The organism is Pseudomonas sp. 2725, assembly GCF_050434585.1.
Classification (GTDB): domain Bacteria; phylum Pseudomonadota; class Gammaproteobacteria; order Pseudomonadales; family Pseudomonadaceae; genus Aquipseudomonas; species Aquipseudomonas jessenii.
This window is the reverse complement of record NZ_JBNDIV010000007.1, coordinates 364,059-386,986: the sequence shown is the minus strand read 5'-3', so window position 1 is coordinate 386,986 and position 22,928 is coordinate 364,059. Positions and strand designations below refer to the sequence as shown.

The 22,928-nt window shown below is 60.5% G+C and carries 19 protein-coding genes; 16 read left to right on the top strand and 3 right to left on the bottom strand.

Annotated elements, in window-relative coordinates; all coding sequences use genetic code 11:
- The first annotated feature begins 95 nt into the window (after window positions 1-95).
- From ABIE16_RS21805 to ureC, 14 genes are all read left to right on the top strand, one after another.
- Window positions 96-884: an ABC transporter ATP-binding protein gene (locus ABIE16_RS21805; RefSeq protein ID WP_154861093.1), complete on the top strand. Its 789-nt coding sequence runs from the start codon at window positions 96-98 to the stop codon at window positions 882-884.
- A complete protein-coding gene (locus ABIE16_RS21800; RefSeq protein WP_429521905.1) occupies window positions 881-1,840 on the top strand; it encodes an ABC transporter substrate-binding protein in 960 nt (319 codons plus the stop codon). Before ABIE16_RS21805 ends, ABIE16_RS21800 begins: the two co-directional genes overlap by 4 nt.
- Entirely contained in the window at window positions 1,837-2,847 is a 1,011-nt protein-coding gene (locus tag ABIE16_RS21795; protein WP_057712185.1) for a FecCD family ABC transporter permease, read from the top strand. The genes ABIE16_RS21800 and ABIE16_RS21795 overlap by 4 nt, the downstream gene beginning before the upstream one ends.
- 312 nt (window positions 2,848-3,159) lie before the next feature.
- Window positions 3,160-4,425 carry an urea ABC transporter substrate-binding protein gene (gene urtA, locus ABIE16_RS21790; protein ID WP_057712186.1) on the top strand — a complete coding sequence of 422 codons (1,266 nt, stop codon included), beginning with the start codon at window positions 3,160-3,162 and terminating at the stop codon, window positions 4,423-4,425.
- A 163-nt stretch (window positions 4,426-4,588) separates the two neighbouring features.
- Complete coding sequence (gene urtB / locus ABIE16_RS21785; RefSeq protein WP_429521904.1) at window positions 4,589-6,091, top strand: urea ABC transporter permease subunit UrtB; 1,503 nt, start codon at window positions 4,589-4,591, stop codon at window positions 6,089-6,091.
- Window positions 6,091-7,170, top strand: coding sequence for an urea ABC transporter permease subunit UrtC (urtC, locus tag ABIE16_RS21780; RefSeq protein WP_429521903.1), 1,080 nt, complete (start codon window positions 6,091-6,093; stop codon window positions 7,168-7,170). The genes urtB and urtC overlap by 1 nt, the downstream gene beginning before the upstream one ends.
- A complete protein-coding gene (gene urtD / locus ABIE16_RS21775) occupies window positions 7,167-8,039 on the top strand; it encodes an urea ABC transporter ATP-binding protein UrtD (protein ID WP_223502827.1) in 873 nt (290 codons plus the stop codon). Before urtC ends, urtD begins: the two co-directional genes overlap by 4 nt.
- Window positions 8,040-8,173: 134 nt before the next feature.
- Window positions 8,174-8,872, top strand: coding sequence for an urea ABC transporter ATP-binding subunit UrtE (urtE, locus tag ABIE16_RS21770; RefSeq protein WP_090452880.1), 699 nt, complete (start codon window positions 8,174-8,176; stop codon window positions 8,870-8,872).
- A 161-nt stretch (window positions 8,873-9,033) separates the two neighbouring features.
- The gene (locus ABIE16_RS21765; protein WP_057712191.1) at window positions 9,034-9,873 is read left to right on the top strand and encodes an urease accessory protein UreD; all 840 of its coding nucleotides are present in this window, start codon (window positions 9,034-9,036) and stop codon (window positions 9,871-9,873) included.
- 156 nt (window positions 9,874-10,029) lie between these two features.
- Window positions 10,030-10,332, top strand: a complete 303-nt coding sequence (locus tag ABIE16_RS21760) for an urease subunit gamma (protein WP_057712192.1) — start codon at window positions 10,030-10,032, stop codon at window positions 10,330-10,332.
- Window positions 10,333-10,341: 9 nt separating this feature from the next.
- On the top strand, window positions 10,342-10,875 hold the full coding sequence (locus ABIE16_RS21755; protein WP_429521902.1) for an N-acetyltransferase family protein: 534 nt from the start codon (window positions 10,342-10,344) through the stop codon (window positions 10,873-10,875).
- Window positions 10,876-10,881: 6 nt separating this feature from the next.
- On the top strand, window positions 10,882-11,415 hold the full coding sequence (locus ABIE16_RS21750; RefSeq protein ID WP_090452874.1) for a GNAT family N-acetyltransferase: 534 nt from the start codon (window positions 10,882-10,884) through the stop codon (window positions 11,413-11,415).
- Complete coding sequence (locus tag ABIE16_RS21745; RefSeq protein WP_429521901.1) at window positions 11,415-11,720, top strand: urease subunit beta; 306 nt, start codon at window positions 11,415-11,417, stop codon at window positions 11,718-11,720. Before ABIE16_RS21750 ends, ABIE16_RS21745 begins: the two co-directional genes overlap by 1 nt.
- Before the next feature lie 138 nt (window positions 11,721-11,858).
- Window positions 11,859-13,559 (top strand): urease subunit alpha, encoded by a 1,701-nt coding sequence (ureC, locus tag ABIE16_RS21740; RefSeq protein ID WP_429521900.1) that lies wholly within the window; start codon window positions 11,859-11,861, stop codon window positions 13,557-13,559.
- A gap of 66 nt (window positions 13,560-13,625) precedes the next feature.
- Here the strand turns inward: ureC and ABIE16_RS21735 are convergent, their stop codons facing one another.
- The gene (locus ABIE16_RS21735; RefSeq protein ID WP_429521899.1) at window positions 13,626-18,884 is read right to left on the bottom strand and encodes an NEL-type E3 ubiquitin ligase domain-containing protein; all 5,259 of its coding nucleotides are present in this window, start codon (window positions 18,882-18,884) and stop codon (window positions 13,626-13,628) included.
- A 248-nt stretch (window positions 18,885-19,132) separates the two neighbouring features.
- Here ABIE16_RS21735 and ABIE16_RS21730 point away from each other — a divergent pair, with 248 nt between their 5' ends.
- Together ABIE16_RS21730 and ABIE16_RS21725 are read left to right on the top strand one after the other, a co-directional pair.
- Entirely contained in the window at window positions 19,133-20,263 is a 1,131-nt protein-coding gene (locus ABIE16_RS21730; protein WP_349734514.1) for a sensor histidine kinase, read from the top strand.
- Between the two features lie 220 nt (window positions 20,264-20,483).
- Window positions 20,484-21,365 carry an RHS repeat-associated core domain-containing protein gene (locus tag ABIE16_RS21725; protein WP_429521898.1) on the top strand — a complete coding sequence of 294 codons (882 nt, stop codon included), beginning with the start codon at window positions 20,484-20,486 and terminating at the stop codon, window positions 21,363-21,365.
- 67 nt (window positions 21,366-21,432) lie between these two features.
- On the opposite strand, the gene ABIE16_RS21720 is transcribed toward ABIE16_RS21725, so the two are convergent.
- Together ABIE16_RS21720 and ABIE16_RS21715 are read right to left on the bottom strand one after the other, a co-directional pair.
- A complete protein-coding gene (locus ABIE16_RS21720) occupies window positions 21,433-21,738 on the bottom strand; it encodes a chaperone modulator CbpM (protein ID WP_057712199.1) in 306 nt (101 codons plus the stop codon).
- A gap of 27 nt (window positions 21,739-21,765) precedes the next feature.
- A complete protein-coding gene (locus ABIE16_RS21715; protein WP_429521897.1) occupies window positions 21,766-22,713 on the bottom strand; it encodes a DnaJ C-terminal domain-containing protein in 948 nt (315 codons plus the stop codon).
- Window positions 22,714-22,928 lie beyond the last annotated feature (215 nt).

Here is a 22,928-nt window from a genome sequence, read left to right as displayed (position 1 = left end):
TCGCGAGCAAGCTCGCTCCCACAGGGATTGCGTAAGACCTGTGGGAGCGAGCTTGCCCGCGAAGGGGCCATCAGCATCACCTCAAGAGTCACTGCATGACCTCGCTGAATCTGACAAACCTTGCCTGGTCCCCACTGGGTCACGGCCATTGCCACCACCAATTCCAGCTGCGTGACGCCTCGCTACACGTGGCCGCCGGTGAGTTCGTCGGGCTGATCGGCCCCAACGGCAGTGGCAAGACCAGCCTGTTGCGGTGTGCCTGGCGCTTCAATCAACCGGAAAGTGGCGAGGTCAGACTCGATCACCAGAACGTCTGGAAGCACTCCTCGCGCTGGTGCGCGCAACGCATCGCCGTGGTGTTGCAGGAGTTCCCTGATGCCTTCGGCCTGACCGTCGAGGAGGTGGTCGCCATGGGCCGCACGCCGCACAAAGGCTTGTTCGACGGCGACACCCTTGAAGACCGCGACCTGGTCAATCAGGCCCTGGAATCCGTCGGCCTCAAGGGCTTCGAAGACCACGGGTTCGCCACTCTCTCCGGTGGTGAAAAACAGCGGGTCATCCTCGCCCGCGCTCTGGCCCAGCAACCACAACTGCTGATCCTTGACGAGCCGACCAACCACCTCGACCCGCGTTATCAGCTTGAGCTTTTGAAGTTGGTCAAGCGCTTGAATATCGGCACCCTGGCGAGCATCCACGACCTCAATCTGGCGGCGGCTTTTTGTGATCGACTGTACGTGATCAACCATGGTCGTATCGTCGCCAGCGGCACGCCGAAAGAAGTCCTGACCGCTGCGCTGCTGCGCAATGTGTTCGGCGTCCAAGCACTGATCGATGAACATCCACTGCACGGCTACCCACGAATCACCTGGATAACCCAACCATGACTTTGCGTTCCCTGCTGCGCTCCTGCCTCTCTCTCGTGATGCTGCTGGGCAGCGTCCAGGCATTGGCCGAAGCCACCCGTTACCCGCTGACAATCAAAAGCTGCAACCGCGAAGTGACCTTCAAGCAGGCACCAAAACACGCGCTCAGCCACGACATCAACATGACCCAGATGATGCTCGCCCTCGGCCTCAAACCACGGATGGCCGGTTACAGCGGCATCAGTGGCTGGAAGGCCGTGACGCCCGAGATGCAGGGCATTCTCGAAGGCCTGCCGGAACTGGCGGCCAAGTACCCGTCGGTGGAAACCCTGCTCAATGCCAACGTCGATTTCTTCTTCGCCGGCTGGGACTACGGCATGCGTATCGGCGGCGATCTCACGCCGCAAACCCTGCTACCGCTGGGCATCAATGTGTATGAGCTGAGCGAGTCCTGCGCCTTCGTGATGAAGCGCCCGCCGGCCAGCCTCGAAGACACCTACAACGACCTGCGCAACCTCGGCAGAATCTTTGACGTGCAGGACCGCGCCAATGCCCTGATCACCCACATGCAGGCGCAAGTGGCAGACATTGGCAAAGACCTGCCCGCGGAAAAACCGCGGGTCTTCCTGTACGACAGCGGCGAAGATCGCGCCATGACCTCAGGAAGCCTGGGTATGCCGCAAGCGCTGATCGACGCCGCTGGCGGGCGCAATGTTCTGGAGGATGTCGACGCAAGCTGGACCCGGGTCAATTGGGAAACCGTGGTCGAGCGCAACCCGCAGGTGATCGTGATCGTCGACTACAGCGAAGTCACTGCCGATCAGAAGATTCAATTCCTGCTGAGCAACAAGGCCCTGCAATCGGTGGACGCGATCAGGCACCAGCGCTTCATCGTCATCCCTTACGTGCAGGCCACGCCGGGGATCGATAACGTGCTGGCGGTCGCAACCCTGGCCAAGGGTTTCCACGGCGAATGACCAACCGTCGCTACGCCCTGATGCTGATCGCACTCGGTGCCCTGTTGCTGGTGTCGTGCGTGGTGTCCCTGGGTTTCGGCCCGGCGCGGGTGCCGCTGGATGTGGTGTGGCGCATCCTGTTGCATAAACTGTTCGGTTTCGGTGTGACGGACTGGAACCCCGGACAGGAACATATCGTCTGGCTGATCCGCGTCCCGCGCATGCTGCTCGGCGCGCTGGTGGGCGCGGGCCTGGCGTTGATCGGCGCGGTGCTGCAAGCAGTCACGCGCAACCCGTTGGCTGACCCGCACCTGCTCGGCGTGACTTCCGGTGCCACACTTGGCGCGGTGATCGTGGTGCTGCATGTCGGTGAAATCGTTGGTCTGCTGACCTTGCCGATCGCGGCATTCATCGGGGCATTGCTGAGCATGCTGGTGGTGCTGATGATTGCCAGTCGTCATGGGCGCCTGGACAGTGACCGCTTGCTGCTTTGCGGCGTGGCGGTGTCGTTCGTGATGATGGCGATTGCCAATTTGCTGCTGTTCATGGGCGACCATCGAGCCAGTTCGGCGGTGATGTTCTGGATGCTCGGCGGGCTCGGGTTGGCACGCTGGGAATTGCTGGCGGTACCGACAGCCAGTGTGTTGTTCGGGCTGATATTGCTGCTGGGTATGGCGCGACCGCTGAATGCACTGATGGCCGGTGAACAGACAGCGGTGACCCTGGGCCTGAATGCACGCACCGTGCGCCTGCGGGTGTTTTTGATTGCCTCGTTGATGACCGGAGTGCTGGTGTCGATCAGCGGCTCGATTGGTTTTGTCGGGTTGATGGTGCCGCATATTGCGCGGCGCCTGGTCGGGGCTGAACACCGACGATTGCTGCCGGTGTGCGTGCTGCTTGGCAGCGTGTTTCTGGTTTGGGTGGATGTCGCCGCCCGGACCATGATTGCTCCTGAAGATCTTCCCATTGGCGTCGCTACCGCCGCGATTGGCGGACTGTTCTTCATCGGCCTGATGCGCCGTCGCTGATCCCTGTGGGAGCGAGCTTGCTCGCGATGGCGGCGGCACATCCAACATGACGGTGTCTGACCCACCGCTATCGCGAGCAAGCTCGCTCCCACAGTTGATTGGGGTTGCCCACAAGATCTGCGCTCCAATCTGGCGCACCTCTTCGCACCAACACGCCTGTCGCGATCCTTCATGGTGCGCCATCAAACCGCACGACCGCTCTAAACCGACATTTCCCTGCCTTTGCCGACCGGGCACAGCCCTTGCAAAACACACCTTCAGTAGTCCGCATCTGCCAACCAAGAAAACTCATAAGTTCATGGAGATCGCACAATGAAGCGTCGCAGTTTGATCAAGGCTTTCACACTCTCGGCATCCATTGCCGCGATGGGCATGACCTGGACTGTCCAGGCCGCCGAGACCATCAAGGTCGGTATTCTGCATTCGTTGTCCGGAACCATGGCGATCTCCGAAACGTCGTTGAAAGACATGGCGCTGATGACCATCGACGAGATCAACGCCAAGGGCGGCGTGAACGGCAAGATGCTCGAGCCGGTGGTGGTCGACCCTGCCTCGAACTGGCCGCTGTTCGCCGAGAAGGGTCGTCAATTGCTGACCCAGGACAAGGTCGCCGTGGTGTTTGGTTGCTGGACTTCCGTATCGCGTAAATCGGTACTGCCGGTGTTCGAAGAACTCAACGGCTTGCTGTTCTACCCGGTGCAATACGAAGGCGAAGAGATGTCGCCGAACGTCTTCTACACCGGCGCTGCGCCGAACCAGCAGGCGATCCCTGCCGTTGAATACCTGATGAGCGAAGAAGGCGGCAGCGCCAAGCGCTACTTCCTGCTCGGCACCGACTACGTCTACCCGCGAACCACCAACAAGATCCTGCGTTCGTTCCTGCACTCCAAAGGCGTGGCCGACAAGGACATCGAAGAGGTCTATACCCCGTTCGGTCACAGCGACTACCAGACCATCGTCGCCAACATCAAGAAGTTCTCGGCAGGCGGCAAGACGGCGGTCATCTCCACTGTCAACGGCGACTCCAACGTACCGTTCTATAAAGAACTGGCCAACCAGGGTCTGAAAGCTACCGACGTGCCGGTCGTGGCGTTCTCGGTGGGCGAAGAAGAACTACGTGGCATCGACACCAAGCCATTGGTGGGCAACCTCGCGGCGTGGAACTACTTCGAGTCGGTTGAGAACCCGGCGAACAAGAAATTCGTCGCCGACTGGAAAGCCTACGCGAAGAAACACAACCTGCCGGGCGCCGACAAAGCGGTGACCAACGATCCGATGGAAGCCACCTACGTCGGCATCCACATGTGGGCGCAAGCGGCTGAAAAAGCCAAGTCCACCGACGTCGACAAAGTTCGCGAAGCCTTGGGCGGCCAGACCTTTGCCGCGCCGTCCGGATACACCCTGACCATGGACAAGACCAACCACCACCTGCACAAGCCGGTGATGATCGGCGAGATCCAGGCCGACGGTCAGTTCAATGTGGTGTGGCAGACCGAAGGCCCGATCCGCGCCCAGCCGTGGAGCCCGTTCATCCCGGGTAACGACAAGAAACCGGACTACGCGATGAAGAGCAACTAAGCCACTGGATGTCGGCGCCAGGCTCAGTGCCTGAGGCCGACACAACTCCCTGTGGGAGCGAGCTTGCTCGCGATGAGGTCGGCACATTCGACATCTCTTTGACTGGGCCACCGCTATCGCGAGCAAGCCCGCTCCCACAATGTCCGCGTCAAGGCGACTCTCTATGCCCACCGCCCTTTACCGCATCATTTTTGCCATTGCACTCTTGCTGCCGATGGCCACTTTCGCCGGCGACGCCGAAGACTTCGTCGCCGCCAATCCCGTGCAGCAAGCCAGGCTGCTGGAAGCCTGGGCCGCGCAGCCCGATCCGGCCCGCATCGAATTGATCAACGCCCTGCAACAAGGCGAACTGACCGTCGACGGCCAGCCGAAAACCTTGCGTCTGAACAACCGCTTGCGGGGCTTGATCGACACCGCCCTGGCCAGCCACCAACTGCTCGCCGCCGACGCCAAATTGCGTCTGGCCGCTGCGCAGCAACTACAGAAAAGTGCCAAACCGGCGCAGTTGAAATTCCTCGACCAGCAGCTGGCGGGCGAAAAGGACGAAGGCGTCCACAGTGCCCTGAGTCTCGCCCTGGCCAACCTGCAATTGGTCGACAGCGACCCGGCCGTGCGCCTCGCAGCCGTCCGCCTGCTCGGTGAAACCGGTGACCCGCTGGCCCGCACCCGTCTCGAAGGCTTGCTCGAGCCTGGCGTTGAAGCCGATGCCACCGTACGCACTGCGGCCGAAACCAGCCTCGCTCAAGTCAAACGCAAACTGCTGGTCGGCGAGATGCTCGGCCAGGCATTCAGCGGCATGTCCCTGGGCTCGATTCTGCTGCTCGCGGCCCTGGGACTTGCGATCACCTTCGGCCTGCTCGGCGTGATCAACATGGCCCACGGCGAGATGCTGATGCTCGGCGCCTACTCGACCTACGTCGTGCAACTGATGTTCCAGCGCTTCGCCGCGCAGGCCATCGAGTTCTATCCGCTGATCGCGCTACCGGTGGCGTTTTTCGTCACCGCGGCCATCGGCATGGCGCTGGAGCGCACGGTGATTCGCCACCTCTATGGCCGCCCACTGGAAACCCTGCTCGCCACCTGGGGCATCAGCCTCATGCTGATTCAACTGGTTCGTCTGGTGTTCGGCGCGCAGAACGTCGAAGTGGCCAACCCCGCGTGGCTGTCGGGCGGCATTCAAGTGCTGCCGAACCTGGTGCTGCCGTACAACCGCATCGTCATCATTGCCTTTGCGCTGTTTGTGGTGGTGCTGACCTGGCTGCTGCTGAACAAGACTCGCCTGGGCCTGAATGTTCGCGCCGTCACCCAGAACCGCAACATGGCCGCCTGCTGCGGCGTGCCCACCGGACGCGTGGACATGCTCGCCTTCGGTCTCGGTTCGGGCATCGCCGGTCTCGGCGGCGTAGCTCTGAGCCAGATCGGCAACGTCGGCCCGGACCTCGGCCAGAGCTACATCATCGACTCGTTCCTGGTGGTGGTGCTCGGTGGTGTCGGCCAGTTGGCCGGTAGCGTGCTGGCCGCATTCGGCTTAGGGGTTGCCAACAAGATTCTCGAACCGCAGATCGGTGCCGTGCTCGGCAAGATCCTCATCCTCGCGCTGATCATTCTGTTCATCCAGAAACGTCCGCAAGGCCTCTTCGCACTCAAAGGACGGGTGATCGACTGATGAACCAGCCCCTGCTCGTTACCGCGACCCAAAAAGCCGGCCCTAAAGCCTCGATTGCCGTCGGTGCAGTGATCCTCGCTCTACTGTTGGCGCTGCCGCTCCTGTCGTTGTTACCGGTGGACAGCACACTGCATGTTTCAGCCTATACGCTGACCCTGGTGGGCAAGATTCTTTGCTACGCCATCGTCGCACTGGCGCTGGATCTGGTGTGGGGTTACGCCGGCCTGCTGTCCTTGGGGCACGGCCTGTTCTTCGCCCTCGGCGGCTATGCCATGGGTATGTACCTGATGCGCCAGGCTGCGGGTGATGGCTTGCCGGCCTTCATGACGTTCCTGTCATGGACCGAAATGCCGTGGTTCTGGACCGGTACCAGCAGCTTCCTCTGGACCCTGTGCCTGGTGGTTTTGGCGCCGGGGTTGCTGGCCTTGGTGTTCGGCTTCTTTGCCTTCCGCTCGCGGATCAAGGGCGTGTATTTCTCGATCATGACCCAGGCCCTGACCTTCGCCGGGATGCTGCTGTTTTTCCGCAACGAAACCGGCTTCGGCGGCAACAACGGCTTCACCAACTTCCGCACGATTCTCGGCTTCGGCATCACCGAGCCGGGCACCCGCGCGGTGCTGTTTTTCGCCACGGTGCTGTTGCTGGTGGCGAGCCTGTTTATCGGCTGGCGCCTGGCGCAAAGCAAATTCGGACGGGTACTGACTGCGCTGCGCGATGCAGAAAATCGCCTGATGTTCTGCGGCTACGACCCGCGCGGGTTCAAGTTGTTTGTCTGGGTATTGAGCGCGGTGTTGTGTGGCCTGGCCGGTGCGCTGTACGTGCCGCAAGTGGGGATCATCAACCCGAGTGAGATGTCGCCGACCAATTCTATCGAAGCAGCGGTGTGGGTGGCCCTTGGCGGTCGCGGCACCTTGATCGGTCCGTTGCTCGGTGCCGGTGTGGTCAACGGCATGAAGAGCTGGTTCACCGTCGCGTTCCCCGAGTACTGGTTGTTCTTCCTTGGTGCGCTGTTCATCGTCGTGACCCTGTACCTGCCCAAGGGCGTGATCGGTCTGCTGAAAAAAAGAGGTGAATCATGAGAGTCACTGCAACGGCTGAATTCATGCTCGAACCGGCGTTCTTTCCGCCACTGGAACCCAACCGCGACGCCGGCAGCAGCCGCGATGCCATCGGCCTCGGCCAACGTGCCGGCAAAGGGCTGAACACGCGCCACGGCACCATCCTGACCCTGGAAGACATCAGCGTCAGCTTCGATGGCTTCCGCGCGTTGAACAATCTGAACCTGTACATCGGCGTCGGCGAACTGCGCTGCATCATCGGCCCCAACGGCGCGGGCAAGACCACCCTGATGGACGTGATCACCGGCAAGACCCGCCCCAGTCACGGCAAGGCCTGGTTCGGCGAAACCCTGGACCTGACGCAAATGAGCGAAGTGCAGATCGCCCAGGCCGGTATCGGCCGCAAGTTCCAGAAGCCCACGGTGTTCGAAGCCTTGAGCGTGTTTGAAAACCTTGAGCTGGCGCAGAAAACCGACAAATCCGTTTGGGCCAGCCTGCGGGCGCGCTTGAGCGGCGAGCAGAAAGACCGCATCGCCCAAGTGCTGGACACCATTGGCCTGACCTCGTCGGTCAATCGTCCGGCCGGCCTGTTGTCCCACGGCCAGAAACAATTCCTGGAGATCGGCATGCTGCTGATGCAAGACCCGCAATTGCTGCTGCTCGACGAACCGGTCGCGGGCATGACCGACGCCGAAACCGAATTCACCGCCGAGCTGTTCAAGAGCCTGGCCGGCAAGCACTCGCTGATGGTGGTGGAACACGACATGGGCTTCGTCGGCTCGATTGCCGACCACGTCACGGTGTTGCATCAGGGCAGCGTGCTGGCCGAAGGGTCGCTGGAGCAGGTGCAGGACAACGAGCGGGTGATCGAGGTGTATCTCGGTCGCTAAACCTGCAAACACCTATCCAACTGTGGGAGCGAGCTTGCTCGCGATAGCGGTGTATCAGTCAACAACAATATTGAGTGTGCCGACGCCATCGCGAGCAAGCTCGCTCCCACAGGGGATCTGAGGAGAATCTGGAAATGCTGCAAGTCGAAAAGCTGCACCAGTACTACGGCGGAAGCCACATCCTGCGCGGCCTGACGTTTGACGTGAAGGTCGGCGAAGTCACCTGCCTGCTCGGCCGAAATGGCGTGGGCAAGACCACCCTGCTCAAATGCCTGATGGGTCTGCTGCCAGCGAAGGAAGGCTCCGTGAACTGGGAAGGCAAGCCGATCACCACGTTCAAGCCACACCAGCGTGTGCATGCCGGCATCGCCTACGTGCCACAGGGCCGGGAGATCTTCGGCCGCCTCACCGTGGAAGAGAACCTGCTGATGGGCCTGTCGCGGTTTCCCGGCAGCGAGGCGAAAGAAGTCCCGGCGTTCATATATGAGCTGTTCCCGGTACTGCTGCAAATGAAACAACGCCGAGGGGGTGACCTGTCCGGAGGCCAGCAACAACAACTGGCCATCGGCCGTGCACTGGCCAGCCGCCCTCGCCTGCTGATCCTCGATGAGCCCACCGAAGGCATCCAACCCTCGGTGATCAAGGAGATCGGTGCCGTGATCAAAAAACTCGCGGCCCGGGGCGACATGGCTATTCTACTGGTCGAGCAGTTCTACGATTTCGCCGCCGAACTGGCCGATCAATACCTGGTGATGTCCCGGGGCGAAATCGTGCAACAGGGTCGCGGCGAGAATATGGAAGCTGAAGGGGTGCGCGGGCTGGTCACGATCTGAGCTTCTGTCCACAGCGGGCTCGAAGCACCATTTTGTCGCACCATCTTCCACGCCGCGCCCTCAACTGGTGCGCGGCGACGTTCAACAGCGCTCTCCTTCCAGTGATGCCCTGCGGCACAGCCTTTGCAACCCTCCTGAGGACCTCTCGATAAGCACTGACCATGACTCTTCCTGCATCCGGCGTTTTGTTTACCCCCAGTTGGCATGCCGAACTGGAACTGGGCTACGCCCGATTCGACAACACCACTCGCCCGGTCCAGCGCCGTCACAAAGGTCCGTTGCGGGTGCAAAAGCACCTGTATGCAGAGGGGCCAGAGGTCTGCCAGCACATCATCGTCCACCCTCCCGGCGGAATAGCCGGCGGTGATCGGCTGGACATTTCGGCCAGCGTCGAGCGTGATGCCTGGGCACAAATCACCAGCCCCGGCGCGGCCAAGTGGTATCGCGCCGCTGGCCCCGCCTATCAGCAGCTGAAGTTGAAGGTGGCGGCCGGTGCGACACTGGAATGGTTGCCCCAGGAGACGATCATTTTCAGTGCGGCGCAGGCTGAACTCAGCACCGGGATTGAGCTTGAAGGCGATGCCCGTTTGTTCTACTGGGACGTCGTGGCCCTGGGCCGTCCGGCCAGTGGCGAACGCTTCGACCTCGGGCATTTTCAGGCACAACTGGATATCCGCCGCGACGGCCAGTTGCTCTGGCACGAACGCCAGCGCATTGTCGGGGCGGACGGTTTGCTCGATTCGCCGATTGGGCTGGATGGGCAACCGGTGTTTGCGACATTGCTGGTGACGGGTGAAATTGATAGCGAACTGCTGGAGCGCTGCCGCTCGCTGAGCCATGACGTGCGCGGGGATCTGACGCAGTTGCCGGGGTTGTTGGTTGCCCGATGCCTGGCCAGTGAGGCGCTGTTGGCGCGAGGGTGGTTGATTGAACTCTGGAAGTTGTTGCGCCCAGTCTTGCTTGGCCGTGAAGCCTTGCCACCCAGAATATGGAACACCTGAATTGCTTTTCTGTAGGAGCGAGCCTGCTCGCGATAGCGGTGTATCAGGCGCCATTTATGTTGAATGTGCCGACGCCATCGCGAGCAGGCTCGCTCCTACAGGGGTTCTGTGCAAGCAGATCCCACTCTTTTTAATCTGCCCGGATGGATGTCTACGATGGACCTGACCCCACGCGAAAAAGACAAGCTGCTGATCTTCACCGCCGGCCTGGTGGCCGAGCGGCGTTTGGCTCGCGGCGTGAAACTCAATTACCCGGAGGCCATGGCCTACATTTCCGCCGCGCTGCTTGAAGGCGCCCGCGATGGCCAGACCGTGGCCGACCTGATGCACCTGGGCACCACCCTGCTGAGCCGCGAACAAGTGATGGAAGGCATCCCGGAAATGATCCCGGAAATCCAGGTCGAGGCCACGTTCCCCGACGGCACCAAACTGGTCACCGTCCACCAACCCATCGCCTGAGGCCGCGCCATGACCTACCACATCCGTGATGCCGTGCATGCCGACCTGCCAGCCATCCGTGACATTTACAACGACGCGGTACTCAACACCACGGCGATCTGGAACGAGCAGGCGGTCGACCTCGGCAACCGCCAGGCCTGGTTCAGCGCCCGGCAATCCCAGGCTTATCCGATTCTGGTGATTGTCGATGCCGACGACACAGTGCTCGGGTACGCCTCGTTCGGCGACTGGCGACCTTTCGACGGTTTCCGTCACACCGTCGAGCACTCGGTCTACGTGCGCAGCGACCAGCGCGGCAACGGCCTCGGTCCGCAACTGATGGAAGCACTGATCGAGCGCGCCAGAGACTGTGGCAAACACGTCATGGTCGCGGCCATCGAAAGTGGCAACGCCGCCTCGATTCGCCTGCATGAGCGCATCGGTTTTATTACCACCGGGCAGATGCCACAGGTGGGCACCAAGTTCGGTCGCTGGCTGGACCTGACCTTCATGCAACTGACCCTCAATCCTGGCGCACAGCCACCTGCCGCCAACAAGGAGTGATTGCCCATGAACCCCGCCCAACTGCGACGCGTCAATGTAGAAAGTTTCGCGCACTACCGTCAGGGCCTGATTGATCTGCTACTCGACGCCGTCGGCTATGGCGCTAGCGTTGGCTTCATGGCCGATCTCGATGCGACGCAGGCACACGCCTATTTCGATGAGGTTCAGGACAATCTGATCAAGGGCAATGTGTTGCTGTGGGTAGTGGTCAAGGACGAACAGGTGCAAGCCAGCGTGCAATTGGGGTTGTGCCGCAAAGCCAACGGTTTGAACCGCGCCGAAGTGCAGAAACTGCTGGTGCGCGAGCATGCCCGGCGGCGTGGTCTAGGCCAACAGTTGATGAGTGCGCTGGAACAGGCCGCCCTGCAACACAAGCGCGGCATGCTCTTCCTCGATACTGAAGCAGGCTCGCCCGCCGAAGATTTCTACAAAGCCCTGGGTTACACCCGCGCCGGGGAAATTCCCGATTACGCCTGCGACCCGAGCGGCCGCTACAAGCCCACTGCCTTCTTCTACAAGATTCTCCAAGGAGCCCATTGATGATTCCCGGTGAATACCAGATCCAGCCCGGCGACATCGAACTTAACGTCGGCCGCCGCACGATCAGCCTGACGGTGGCCAACAGCGGTGACCGGCCGATCCAGGTCGGTTCGCATTACCACTTTTTCGAAACCAATGACGCCCTGAACTTCGACCGCGCCGCCAGCCGCGGCATGCGCCTGAACATCCCCGCCGGCACCGCCGTGCGTTTCGAGCCGGGGCAGAGTCGCCAGGTCGAACTGGTCGATATGGCGGGGCATCGTCGGGTGTTCGGGTTTGCCGGGCGGATCATGGGCGATCTCTGATTAATGCGTTGTCAGTACCGCCCCCATCGCGAACAAGCTCGCTCCCACAGGGGAACGCGATCAACTGTGGGAGCGAGCTTGCTCGCGATGTGAGCGCAGCGAACGGTTTCAAATTCAATTGAATCTCAAGGCGAACACATGAAGATTTCCCGTCAAGCCTACGCCGACATGTTCGGTCCCACCGTCGGCGACAAGGTGCGCCTGGCCGACACCGAGTTGTGGATCGAAGTGGAACAGGACTTCACCACCTACGGCGAAGAAGTGAAATTTGGCGGCGGCAAAGTCATCCGCGACGGCCAGGGCCAAAGCCAGCTGCTCGCCGCCGAAGTGGTCGACACGGTGATTACCAACGCACTGATCATCGATCACTGGGGCATCGTCAAAGCTGACATCGGCCTCAAGGACGGACGGGTCGCCGGCATAGGCAAGGCGGGCAATCCGGACGTGCAACCGAACGTGACCATCGCCATTGGCGCCAGCACCGAAGTCATCGCTGGCGAAGGCATGATCCTCACCGCCGGCGGCATCGACACCCATATCCACTTCATTTGCCCGCAGCAGATCGAAGAGGCATTGATGAGCGGCGTCACCACCATGATCGGTGGCGGCACCGGACCGGCCACCGGCACCAATGCGACCACATGCACCTCCGGACCGTGGCACCTGGCGCGCATGCTCCAGGCCGCCGATGCCTTCCCAATGAACATCGGCCTCACCGGCAAAGGTAACGCCAGCCTGCCCGAGCCGTTAATCGAACAGGTCAAGGCCGGCGCCATCGGCCTCAAGTTGCATGAGGACTGGGGCACCACGCCGGCGAGTATCGACAACTGCCTGAGCGTGGCCGACCGGTTCGACGTGCAGGTGGCGATCCACACCGACACCCTCAACGAATCCGGCTTCGTCGAGACCACCATTGCCGCCTTCAAGGGCCGCACCATTCACACCTATCACACCGAAGGTGCCGGTGGCGGTCACGCGCCGGACATCATCAAGGCCTGCGGTCTTGCCAACGTGCTGCCAAGCTCCACCAACCCGACCCGGCCGTTCACCCGCAATACCATTGATGAACACCTCGACATGCTGATGGTCTGCCATCACCTTGACCCGAGCATTGCCGAGGATGTGGCCTTCGCCGAAAGCCGCATTCGCCGCGAGACGATTGCCGCCGAAGACATCCTCCACGACCTCGGTGCGTTCTCGATGATCAGCTCAGACAGCCAGGCCATGGGGCGGGTCGGCGAAGTCATCACCCGCACCTGGCAGACTGCCGACAAGATGAAAAGACAACGCGGGCCGCTACCCGGCGATGGTGCAGGCAACGACAACTTCCGCGCCAAACGCTACATCGCCAAGTACACCATCAACCCGGCGATCACCCACGGCATCAGCCATGAAGTGGGCTCGGTCGAAGTGGGTAAATGGGCCGACCTGGTGCTCTGGCGCCCGGCGTTTTTTGGCGTGAAACCGACGCTGATTCTCAAGGGTGGTGCCATCGCGGCCAGCCTGATGGGCGACGCCAATGCCTCGATCCCGACGCCACAACCGGTGCACTACCGCCCGATGTTCGCCAGCTACGGAGGTTCGCTGCACGCCACCAGCCTGACCTTCATCAGCCAGACGGCGCAGGATGCAGGCTTGCCCGAAGCCCTGGGTTTGAAAAAGAAAATCGCAGTGGTCAAAGGTTGCCGCGACGTGCAGAAAACCGACCTGATCCACAACGACTACCTGCCGAACATCGACGTCGATCCGCAGACCTATCAGGTCAAGGCCGATGGCGTGTTGCTGTGGTGTGAGCCAGCGCAAACCTTGCCGATGGCGCAGCGGTATTTCCTGTTCTGAGCCGTTTGTTGCACCCCACACAAAGGCCTCGCACCCAGTGTGTCGAGGCCTTTGTTTTTTCCGTGATTATTGATCGGCCCCAATCCGCAGCCGGTCCAGCCTGGCCCGCGTCATCGCTTCTCGGGTCAGGTTTTTCAGCTGCTGCGTGATCTGTCGGTCGATGTCATTCAAGGCTTGACCATACGCCTCTTCAGTCATCAGCCGGCCATCCGCAAAGTCAGTTTCAGGTTTGTCCAATTCGCTGCACAGCCCCTTGATTTCCAACTCCACTGCAGCCTTTTCCTCGGTGGTGAGCCGCGTACCTTCAGCCCTGCGCTGCAACGCGTCCTGCAAATCGGTGGTGGCGTCGATCCGGCGTTTCAAGCCATTCAATTCCTCGCGGTAAGTCGACTCCAGCCAGGACTTCCAGAGCGGTTGCTCAAAGACCCGGTCGATCAGCAGATCACCCTCCTCCAGCGCCTTGATCCGCTGGAGCGCTGCCTCGATCATCTCTTTGCTGACCTCGGCGATGCTGCGAAACTGCATGCCCCGTGCCTGCCACGGCAAATCCAGGCGCTGCGCCAGATCGGTCATGTAGGCCAGGTGTACTTCCACTTCATCGATAGTGCCGGTCACTTCGCCATCGGCACCGGTCCGACGGAACTGTTCTCCCTTCGCCAATCGCTCAGACACCCGGTGACGGGCGATGGCGCCGAGTTCATCGAGCCGGGATTTACCCAGGGCCAGCTCAAGCAATTGCGTCTCGATCAGATCCGCGCGCACGAGGGCGTAGGCCTCGTGAACCATCACCTGCACGCCCATGGCATTGAACAGTTGCGTCCCGCCATCCACGCATTCGGTGGGGGTTGCGGCTTCGTTGAACAACTTGATGCGCAGTTCAGTGTCGCTGGCCATGGCCTCAAGCATGCGCCAGACCTTGGCCGTCAGTTCCGTCTGATAGGTATCGCCGGCCTTGAAGTCGGCGGATTGGGTGAGTTTGCGGACTTCGTTGAAAAACGGCACCGAATCGAATTCATCCTCGACCGCGTTCCAGACTTCCTGTTTTTCCTGCCATTGCCGCTCGGTCATGCCCGCCGCCCATTCCGAGCTGTCGAGCAGGCCACGGGGTGGGTAAGGGCGGTCCGGGTCCATGCCGACCGACTCGATGTAAAACTTGAGGGTGTCGAGGTTTTCCGGCGAGATCCAGTGCGGCCCCCGACTGATCACCGTGCGCGCCAGCAACTCGGCGCGAAACGATCCGGGTGCGACTTCCGGTATCCGGCTGATCGGATTGCGGCTCAGATCAATGAAAATACTGCGAGGCCGCGATTGGGAAAACAGTCCGACAGGCCAACTGTCCAGACCGGCGTCACTCAGCATCAGCACCTGCAAATTCGGCATCCGGCTGACATCAGGAATGAGCTTCAGCGGGTTGCCGCGCAGCCCCAACGACCTCAAGCGTGTCAGATTCTTCAGGCGATCCACCGCCAGCACATCCATCTCAATGCGGTTGTCGTTGAGGAACAGGTCGGTGAGATGACGCATGTCCTTCAGCGCTTGCGGAACGGCCGTCAGCAGATTGTCTTGCAGATTGAGGTAGCGCACCTGATGGAACGAGTCGAGGAACGACATGTGCCCGGAACGCAACTGCCCACCGCGCAGGCTCAGGCTGGTGACATGATCGAAGTTGGCCTCGAGGCTCGGCAGGGTTTCAAGCAGCTGGCTCAACTTGGGAATATTGTCCAGTTTCAACGCTTGGGGCCGCACGATGCCGGAAGCCTCGATGCCCTCCGGCCCGGTGCGCTGCCAGCATTGCCTGAGCGCTTTGTAGATGTTGTTTCGCGCATGCCACTGCGCCACGCCCGCCGGACTAAAACGAAAGGACTCGGTCGGCGAGTTCATCCAGCGTTGCATGGCGCGGTTCAACTGATTGAGCTCGGCCTCCAGCGCGGCCAGGCCTTCATGGACCGAACCACCGTTCTGGCTGAACCCGGTCAACAGCGTTTCGATTTCCTCCGGGGTGAAGGCCGGATACAGCGAGCGAGCCCGCCGGCGCAACCCCATGCCGCGCGGGACCTGTTGCGCATAACCCGGCATGCCGCCGCGCAAGCGCATGACGGTCGGGTCGTAGGACGGTTTGAGCACCGGATTGTCGCGCAGGATCGGCTCGAGCACAGCTCGATCCAGTGGCTTTGTCTTTACTGCCTGCTCAAGGCCTGCCGCGTCATGAATTTCAAAACCCAGGGCGACACGCTGGGAGTCGGGCAATGCGTGCAGCACGGCGGCATACAGATTGTCCAACCCGTGCAGGTGTTGATCGTCCGCGTCCCGTGCTTCATATCGGAGATCCGAACTCTGGATCAACACTCTGCGGATGGGCGCGTCCTGCGGGCCGAGGCTGTCTAGCAGCGTCCCTGAAAAAGAACGTTCACGGATTTCCAGGCGCAGGTCCGAGGGCCAGCCCGGCAGGGCTGCCAGTGAGTGCAGCTCCAGGCGCTCGGTGTCGGTGTTGTGCAGCTCGCCGAGGTACAGGCCTTCATACGCTCGCGCCACTCGCAGCTGGTGCGCCGCTTCCCAGGCCTGTTGGGACAACCTCAAGGGCACGCGCTGTTTCTCGGCCCAATGTTGCAGGTCCGAGGGGTGTGCGTGTTCCACAAGCGCTTGCGCCACACTGGTCGAAAGCGACGACTCGTGCCCCTTGAGCAAGCTCACACGGGGATCGTCTGCACGCTCCCGACGCTCGTACAACTTGTCGAACAAACGCCTTTTGCTGCCCCGCGCCTGCTCGGCCAGGCGATCGCGCAAGGCCTTGGTGCGCGCCGTTTTGTCTCCGGAAAACCACTGCCCCAGCATCTCGCGAAGGGCCTGTTCATCCAGGAACCCGACCACACGTGCAGGCAGCGCACCGGCGAGCAAATCCTGCCAGGTCATCTGCAAGGTATAGGCGGGCAACGCGCCGGCATAGCCCTCCTTGAACGCCGCCCCCGACAGGCCCGGCCCCTGGAACACTTCGATGGCCTTGCCCTCGGGCCAGCCCGGCAACTCAGTCATGAAGCGCACGGCAAGATCGGCCCACTCCTGGCCGACCCGGTCGGCCAGGATCTGCTCTGCGCAAGCTTCGGCGTCGGCGTACGCCTTGAAGCGCTTGAGGGTATCGGTCAGCAGCGCGGGTGGGGTTTCGTGCTCCACGTGGAGCCGGCGCAACGCATTTTCGTTAACGCCACTGACGGTCAGGATCTGCTCCAGTGTTTCATCGCTGAACCCATCCACCGAGGCGCCCAGACGCTGGAGCAATTGACGCCGATCCCATTCCAGCGGTTGATCGAGTTCAGTTTTCCACAGGCCGGTGCCGTTGTGCTCCAGCAAGGGCTGATAGGCATCGGCTCGCGAGGGGTGTTGCAGGCGATGCTGGCCAGTGTTCGGGTCCTGTTTGACTTCGTAGCATTTGTCGTCGAGATGCAGCAGGTCCTGATCCTGGTGCCGGTACAAGCCTTTTTCACCGACGACGCCATCCCTGGGCAAGGTGACAGATTGTTGATATGACGTCAGGTCCGGATTCCACAAACGCTGCTTGCCGGCGACCTCCACAGGCTTGAGCCCTTCGACAAAGGGCGAGACCTTGATCGGCGCCAGCTGGCCGCCTGGCAACCCGTGACCGGCGCCCATGAGCGCCAACTGCGCAAAGTTGATCAGCACGCCATTGAAATAGGCAGAGGCCTCTTCCTTGTCGCCTTTGCTCCAGTCTTCGATGCCTTCGGCAACCTCGGCGAGCATCTGCGCAATCATGATGCCCAGCATCGCTTCGCCCAGACCGGGCACCAGCATCGCGGCGAAATTGAACAGGTTCCAGCCAATGTTCAGGTAACTGGTCAGGCGCTTGAAGCGGGCGCTGGCGTCCTCGTCGCCGGTCGGCACCGCGATGCGTCGGGCATCGACGATGGCCTTGTCGCGGCGTTCAACGAACAATGTCACCCACAGGTCGCCCGTGATCTGATTGGTAATGGGTTCTGCATCAGGATTCTCGACCGCCGTTTCACGCCACCATAGCCCCATGTCCAATGGCTCGCGTCGCTGCCAGGTAAACGTCTTCAGACGTTCGTTGACCCGGCTGAAAAACAGCCCCTTGTCCTTTTGCGCCACGAATCGGCTGAAAAACGCCTGGTATTGCGTGTCTCGCAGCTGACCGATCAGGGTTTTCATGAACGCGGCCAGCGAGGGGTATTCCTTGAGCGGATGTTGCGGATCATCCGGTACATAGGCGATCACGTGGCCGGACAAACGACTCTGATGGTAGATGTCGTCGCGGCGCAAAAGCTCATCGTTGAGCCCCTGCGGCCCATTGGCGAAAAACGCCTGCAGCAATTTGAACCGCTCGTACTCCGCACCAGGCAATATCGAGAGGCGCTGCGACCATTCGCTCCAGAACTTCACTGAGTCGGGGGTCAAGGCATCGATCGCCTGCTTGATCTGCGACGGATCGCTGACGGCACTGAACAGCACGATGCCCGTCAAGCGAAAGCCCATCAGCGACAATCGGTGGCCATGCAGCGGCCGGTCGTACAACGTGTTATTGGCCTGGCTTTCGCGCATCTGCCCGAGTTTGCCGTAGGCATGGTCGCTGATATCGCCTTTCAATCGGGCGACCAGTGACGCCACCTGGAAAGCGGCTTTTTCACTGGCCACCGACTCGTCCTGCAAGGCGCGTCGCGCTTCAGCTGTGGTCGGCAGCAGGATGGATTTGATATGCCGCTGGTACTGTCCGCCAATGTCGAGGCTGCGGCACATCGATGTAAACCTTGGCAAGGAAATCGCGGGCTCAAGCGCAAGGCTGCCGCGCTCATCCTTGCGATAGATACCGGAGCTGCTGCGCCAGGCGTCTTCGGTAGTTTCTGCCTCCTCGAAATTGTGCAACGCCGCTTCCAGCAACGTGGACTGCCGAACGCGACTGGCCCCGGTATCAATGACAAAGGCAATTTTACTGGGTACTTCAAGTTGCACGCTGAGTGCGTCGAAGGTCTCCACAGTATTGAAGTTCGCCTGCATCGACGCACTGAGCAGCGGTTTGGCGAAGGCATTGATGTCGTGTTGCAAGTTGCCCAGGGTCTTGTCCAGAGTGCCTTGCAGGCGTCCCTGCTCTTCAATCAACTCCTTCAGGTATTGACGGTCGATTTCCCGTGCAGCGCTGTACCACTCGGGGATCTTGGGCCTTAGTGTTTCGAGGGTTTTCATTCTCGACATCGACGCCTTTTTTATCGCGTCGGGTATGGCGCCCAGTACACGCTCGTAATGAACGCCGTTGTTTGGGGCGGGCGTTTCCAGCGAGTTGCTTCCATGCAAATCAGACACTGTTTTTTCACCTTGATGGCTGGGTTGGAGCTAACAGACTTATCCACCCGCGCCTGAAACAAAAGTCCAAATTACTGTTGGGCCAAGTCTGAAAAAAGGCCCGCAAGGTTCGAAAATCAAGGAGCCATCGATAGATATGTACCACCAGAAATGCCTCCGGTTATGCCGCGGCATGAGCGGTCGTGTTTTTTCCGGCAAAGGGACTACTATTCGAATCGCTGTCCCCGATTCATGCCCAGGTAACCGCCATGCGTCTTTCCGAATTCATCGTGTTACATGTTGATCGCATCGTCGATGAGTGGGAGCAGTTCGCCATAACCATCACCCCGGCCGCCGAAACTATGGACCGCGTCGCGCTGCGCGACCACGCCAAGTCAATCCTGCTGGCCGCCTCGCGGGACATGACCAAACCGCAAAGCCCCGATGAACAGGCAGCCAAAGCCCGCGGCGAAGGCCCGGAAAAAACCCCGAGCCTGGACGAAGCCGGTGCCAGCCACGGCGAACTGCGCCATAACGTGGGGTTTGATCTGGTGCAGATGACCAGCGAATTCCGCCATCTGCGCGCCTGCGTGATTCGCCTTTGGGTCGATAGCCTCGAATCCCCGGACATGGCTTACTTCCAGGAGATGATCCGCTTCAATGAAGCCATCGACGAAGCTCTGGCCGAATCCACAGCCGCCTATGCCGATCAGGTCAACCGCTCGCGGGACATCTTCCTGGCGATTCTCGGCCACGACCTGCGCGCGCCCCTGCAAGCGGTCAGCATGTCCATCGAACTGTTGCTGCGCAAAACAACACTGGAGGGCGACGCCCTGACCTGCGCGACCCACATCCAGCGGGGCACGCGACATATGGCGGTGATGGTCGGCGACTTGCTGGAACTGGTGCGCAGCCGCCTTGGCAAGAGCCTGCCTATCGAGCCCACGCCCATGGATTTGGCCGAAGTGGCCCATGCGGCGATTGCCGAAGCGTGCGCCGGCAACCCTGCATGCGATCCGACCCTGGAAATACACGGAGACACTCAAGGTGTTTGGGACGCAGGTCGACTCGCTCAGCTATTGCAGAACCTGATTGGCAACGCCTTGCAGCACGGTTCGAACAAACGCGACGTGACTGTGACCCTCAAGGGCCAGCCGGATGCGGTGCGCCTGACTGTGCATAACTTCGGCGTGCCGATTCCCGAGGACGCCATCGCCACGATTTTCGATCCGCTGGTGCGCAGCGCCGATGAAGAACTGGGCCAGCCTTCCACCAGCCTCGGGCTGGGGTTGTTTATCGTCAAGGAAGTGGTGGATGCGCATCAGGGGACGATTGAAGTCACCTCGAACGAAGAGGACGGCACGTTGTTTACGGTGATGTTGCCACGCAACTCAATGTAGGAGCTGCCGAAGGCTACGAACTTTTGATCTTGCCTATGATACCGAGCACACAAAAAATCAAGATCAAAAGATCGCAGCCTTCGGCAGCTACAGGGTTGTAGTTAGATTGTGTTACTTCAGCATCAGGTCGGCGCCTGACTATCAGTTCTGATAGTTCCCAACTTTTGGCCGTCCGAGTAAAACAGGGAGTACTTATTCAACGTCCCAGGCAGGACTCGACATGACCGGCTCCGCAAACAGTGATCGCCCCTCACGCCAGTCACACACCCTTCTGCTGGCCATCGACAGTAAAAACTCGGTGCTGGTCGAAGTCGCAGGCGGCAAGCTCAATCCAGTCGCTTATTCAGTTTATGGCTATCAGTACGAACGGCTGGAAATCAGCGGGCGACTGGGTTTCAACGGGGAGCTGCGTGAGGGGCGATTGGGCTGGTATCTGCTGGGTAATGGCTACAGGGCTTACAATCCGGTGTTGATGCGTTTTCATAGCCCGGACAGTTTGAGTCCGTTTGGGAAGGGCGGGTTGAATGCGTATGTGTATTGTGTGGGGGATCCGGTGACTTTTTCGGATCCGACGGGGCATATGCCTTTCAAGTTTCCCAAATTTCCTGGAATGTCGAGCAAACCTGCAAGCCGAAAATCCAGTACGTCCAGCCAGAACCCACTGATCCCTCAAAGAAAATCTCCCCAACCGACAAGGGCTAGTACGCATCGCGACACCGGCAGCGAACTGCCGGCCATGGTGAGTTCTGAAGGTATCAAGCAGCCACTGGACCCGAGCACTGGCGAACCGATCTACGAACCTTTACCTCTCGGACGGCGAAACTGGACTCCGCGGCCTACATCCTCCCGGCAAAAAGGGATGATGACTTATGAAGAAATGGCTCAACGAGAAAGCTTCACTGAAAGGGGTTCGAAGTCGAGCTCAGCAAGCCAACGATACTCTGGCCCACCCGTGGATAGATCCACTAAGCCGAGAAAACCTGCCTCACGCTCTTTACCTCTTGCTCCCGATGAAATTGAAATGGGCTTTAGTACTGACTCAACCGGTGAAGTACGAGTGGATTTGAACACTTACCACGGACACATCAGGGCAGGAACTTAGGCAACAAACGGCATCACGCGTGGCTCGCTAGCTTCACTCTTTGAGCTGGGCGTACTTCAACCTTGGCCTACTCCACCACCAACCGCCCCAATCGCTGCTTGAGCATGCGGTTCTCGGCCCGCAATTGCTGGACTTCTTCAAGCAGGTCCAACGCCAGGGCGACGCCTTCCCATTCCAGGTCCAGATCGCGCCGCAGCTTGGCGGCGCGCTTGGCCAGGGTCAGCTCGTAGTCGTTGAAAACCCAGTCCTTGGGCTGAGCGCCCTGAGGTTCGAGGATGCCGTGCTCGACGATTTCGATCACGTAGACGTCCGACAACTCGGTCGCCTCACAGAATTCGGCCATGTCCAGTTGAACGATCAGGGGACTGCTCATAGTCAGTGACTCCTCGGTTCCAAGGGATCAGAAATGCTCTCGCGGGTCGAACGCGGCTTTTTTCGCCAGCTCCTGCCACAGGGCCTTGATGTCATCGTCGGATTTCTTCGGCATCACGGCCTTCAACTGCACGAACAGGTAACCGCGATCACCGGCCTTGTTCATCAGGCCATGGCCCTTGGCGCGCATGCGCTGGCCGTTCTGGCTGCCGGCCGGGACCTTGAGGTTGATCTTGCCGGTCAGGGTCGGCACGGCGACTTCAGCGCCCAGCGCCAGCTCCCAAGGTGCCAGTGGCAAGGTGATGATCAGGTTCTCGCCTTCGACGTCGAACTTCGGGTGCGGCGCAAAACGGATCGTCAGGTACAGGTCGCCATTGGCCCCGCCACCCACGCCCGGAGCACCCTGCCCCTTGAGGCGAATGCGCTCACCGTCGCTCACACCGGCCGGAATCTTCACGTTCAGGCTTTTGCTGGTGTTGCTCACATGCTGGCCGGCCGCGTTGTACTGAGGTACCTGGAAGGTCACCTTCTTCGACTCGGTCGACAGCGTTTCTTCGAGAAAAACCCCAAGCTCCATTTCCACGTCCTGCCCTCGACGTCCGGTGCTGCGACGCGACTGTCCACCACCACCAAAACCTGGCCCACGGCTACCGAAGATCGAACTGAAGAAGTCCGAGAAATCGCCCGTGTCCTGGCCACCGCCACCGAAGCCACCACGGCTCTGCCAGCCCGGAGGTCCCTGGAACGGTTGGCCGTGCTGGCCATAGCGACGCAAGTCATCATATTCGGCACGTTTGTCGGCGCTTTTCAGCGCTTCATAGGCTTCCGAGGCATCCTTGAACCTGGACTCGGCATCCTTTTCCTTGCTGACGTCGGGGTGGTATTTGCGCGCCAGCTTGCGATAGGCGGCCTTGATCGCCTTGTCGTCTGCGGTCGGCTCCACACCGAGAATCTTGTAATAGTCTTTGAAGTCCATCGAGGGAATCACCATCCGTTATCAGAATCGCGCCACAGGCCACAGCATGCGCTTGTTTGCAGCCATTGGTTTGACCGATCTCAAGTTTGTGACCGGGCGGCGCAGCAGAAGTTTATCGGCAGCAGGCGGGGCTTCTTGCGAGCACTCCCGCGGCTGTCCGGTTGATGCAGGGTAGTTTGGGGGGGATGCCCCATCTTTCAAGGCATTGTCTGCGA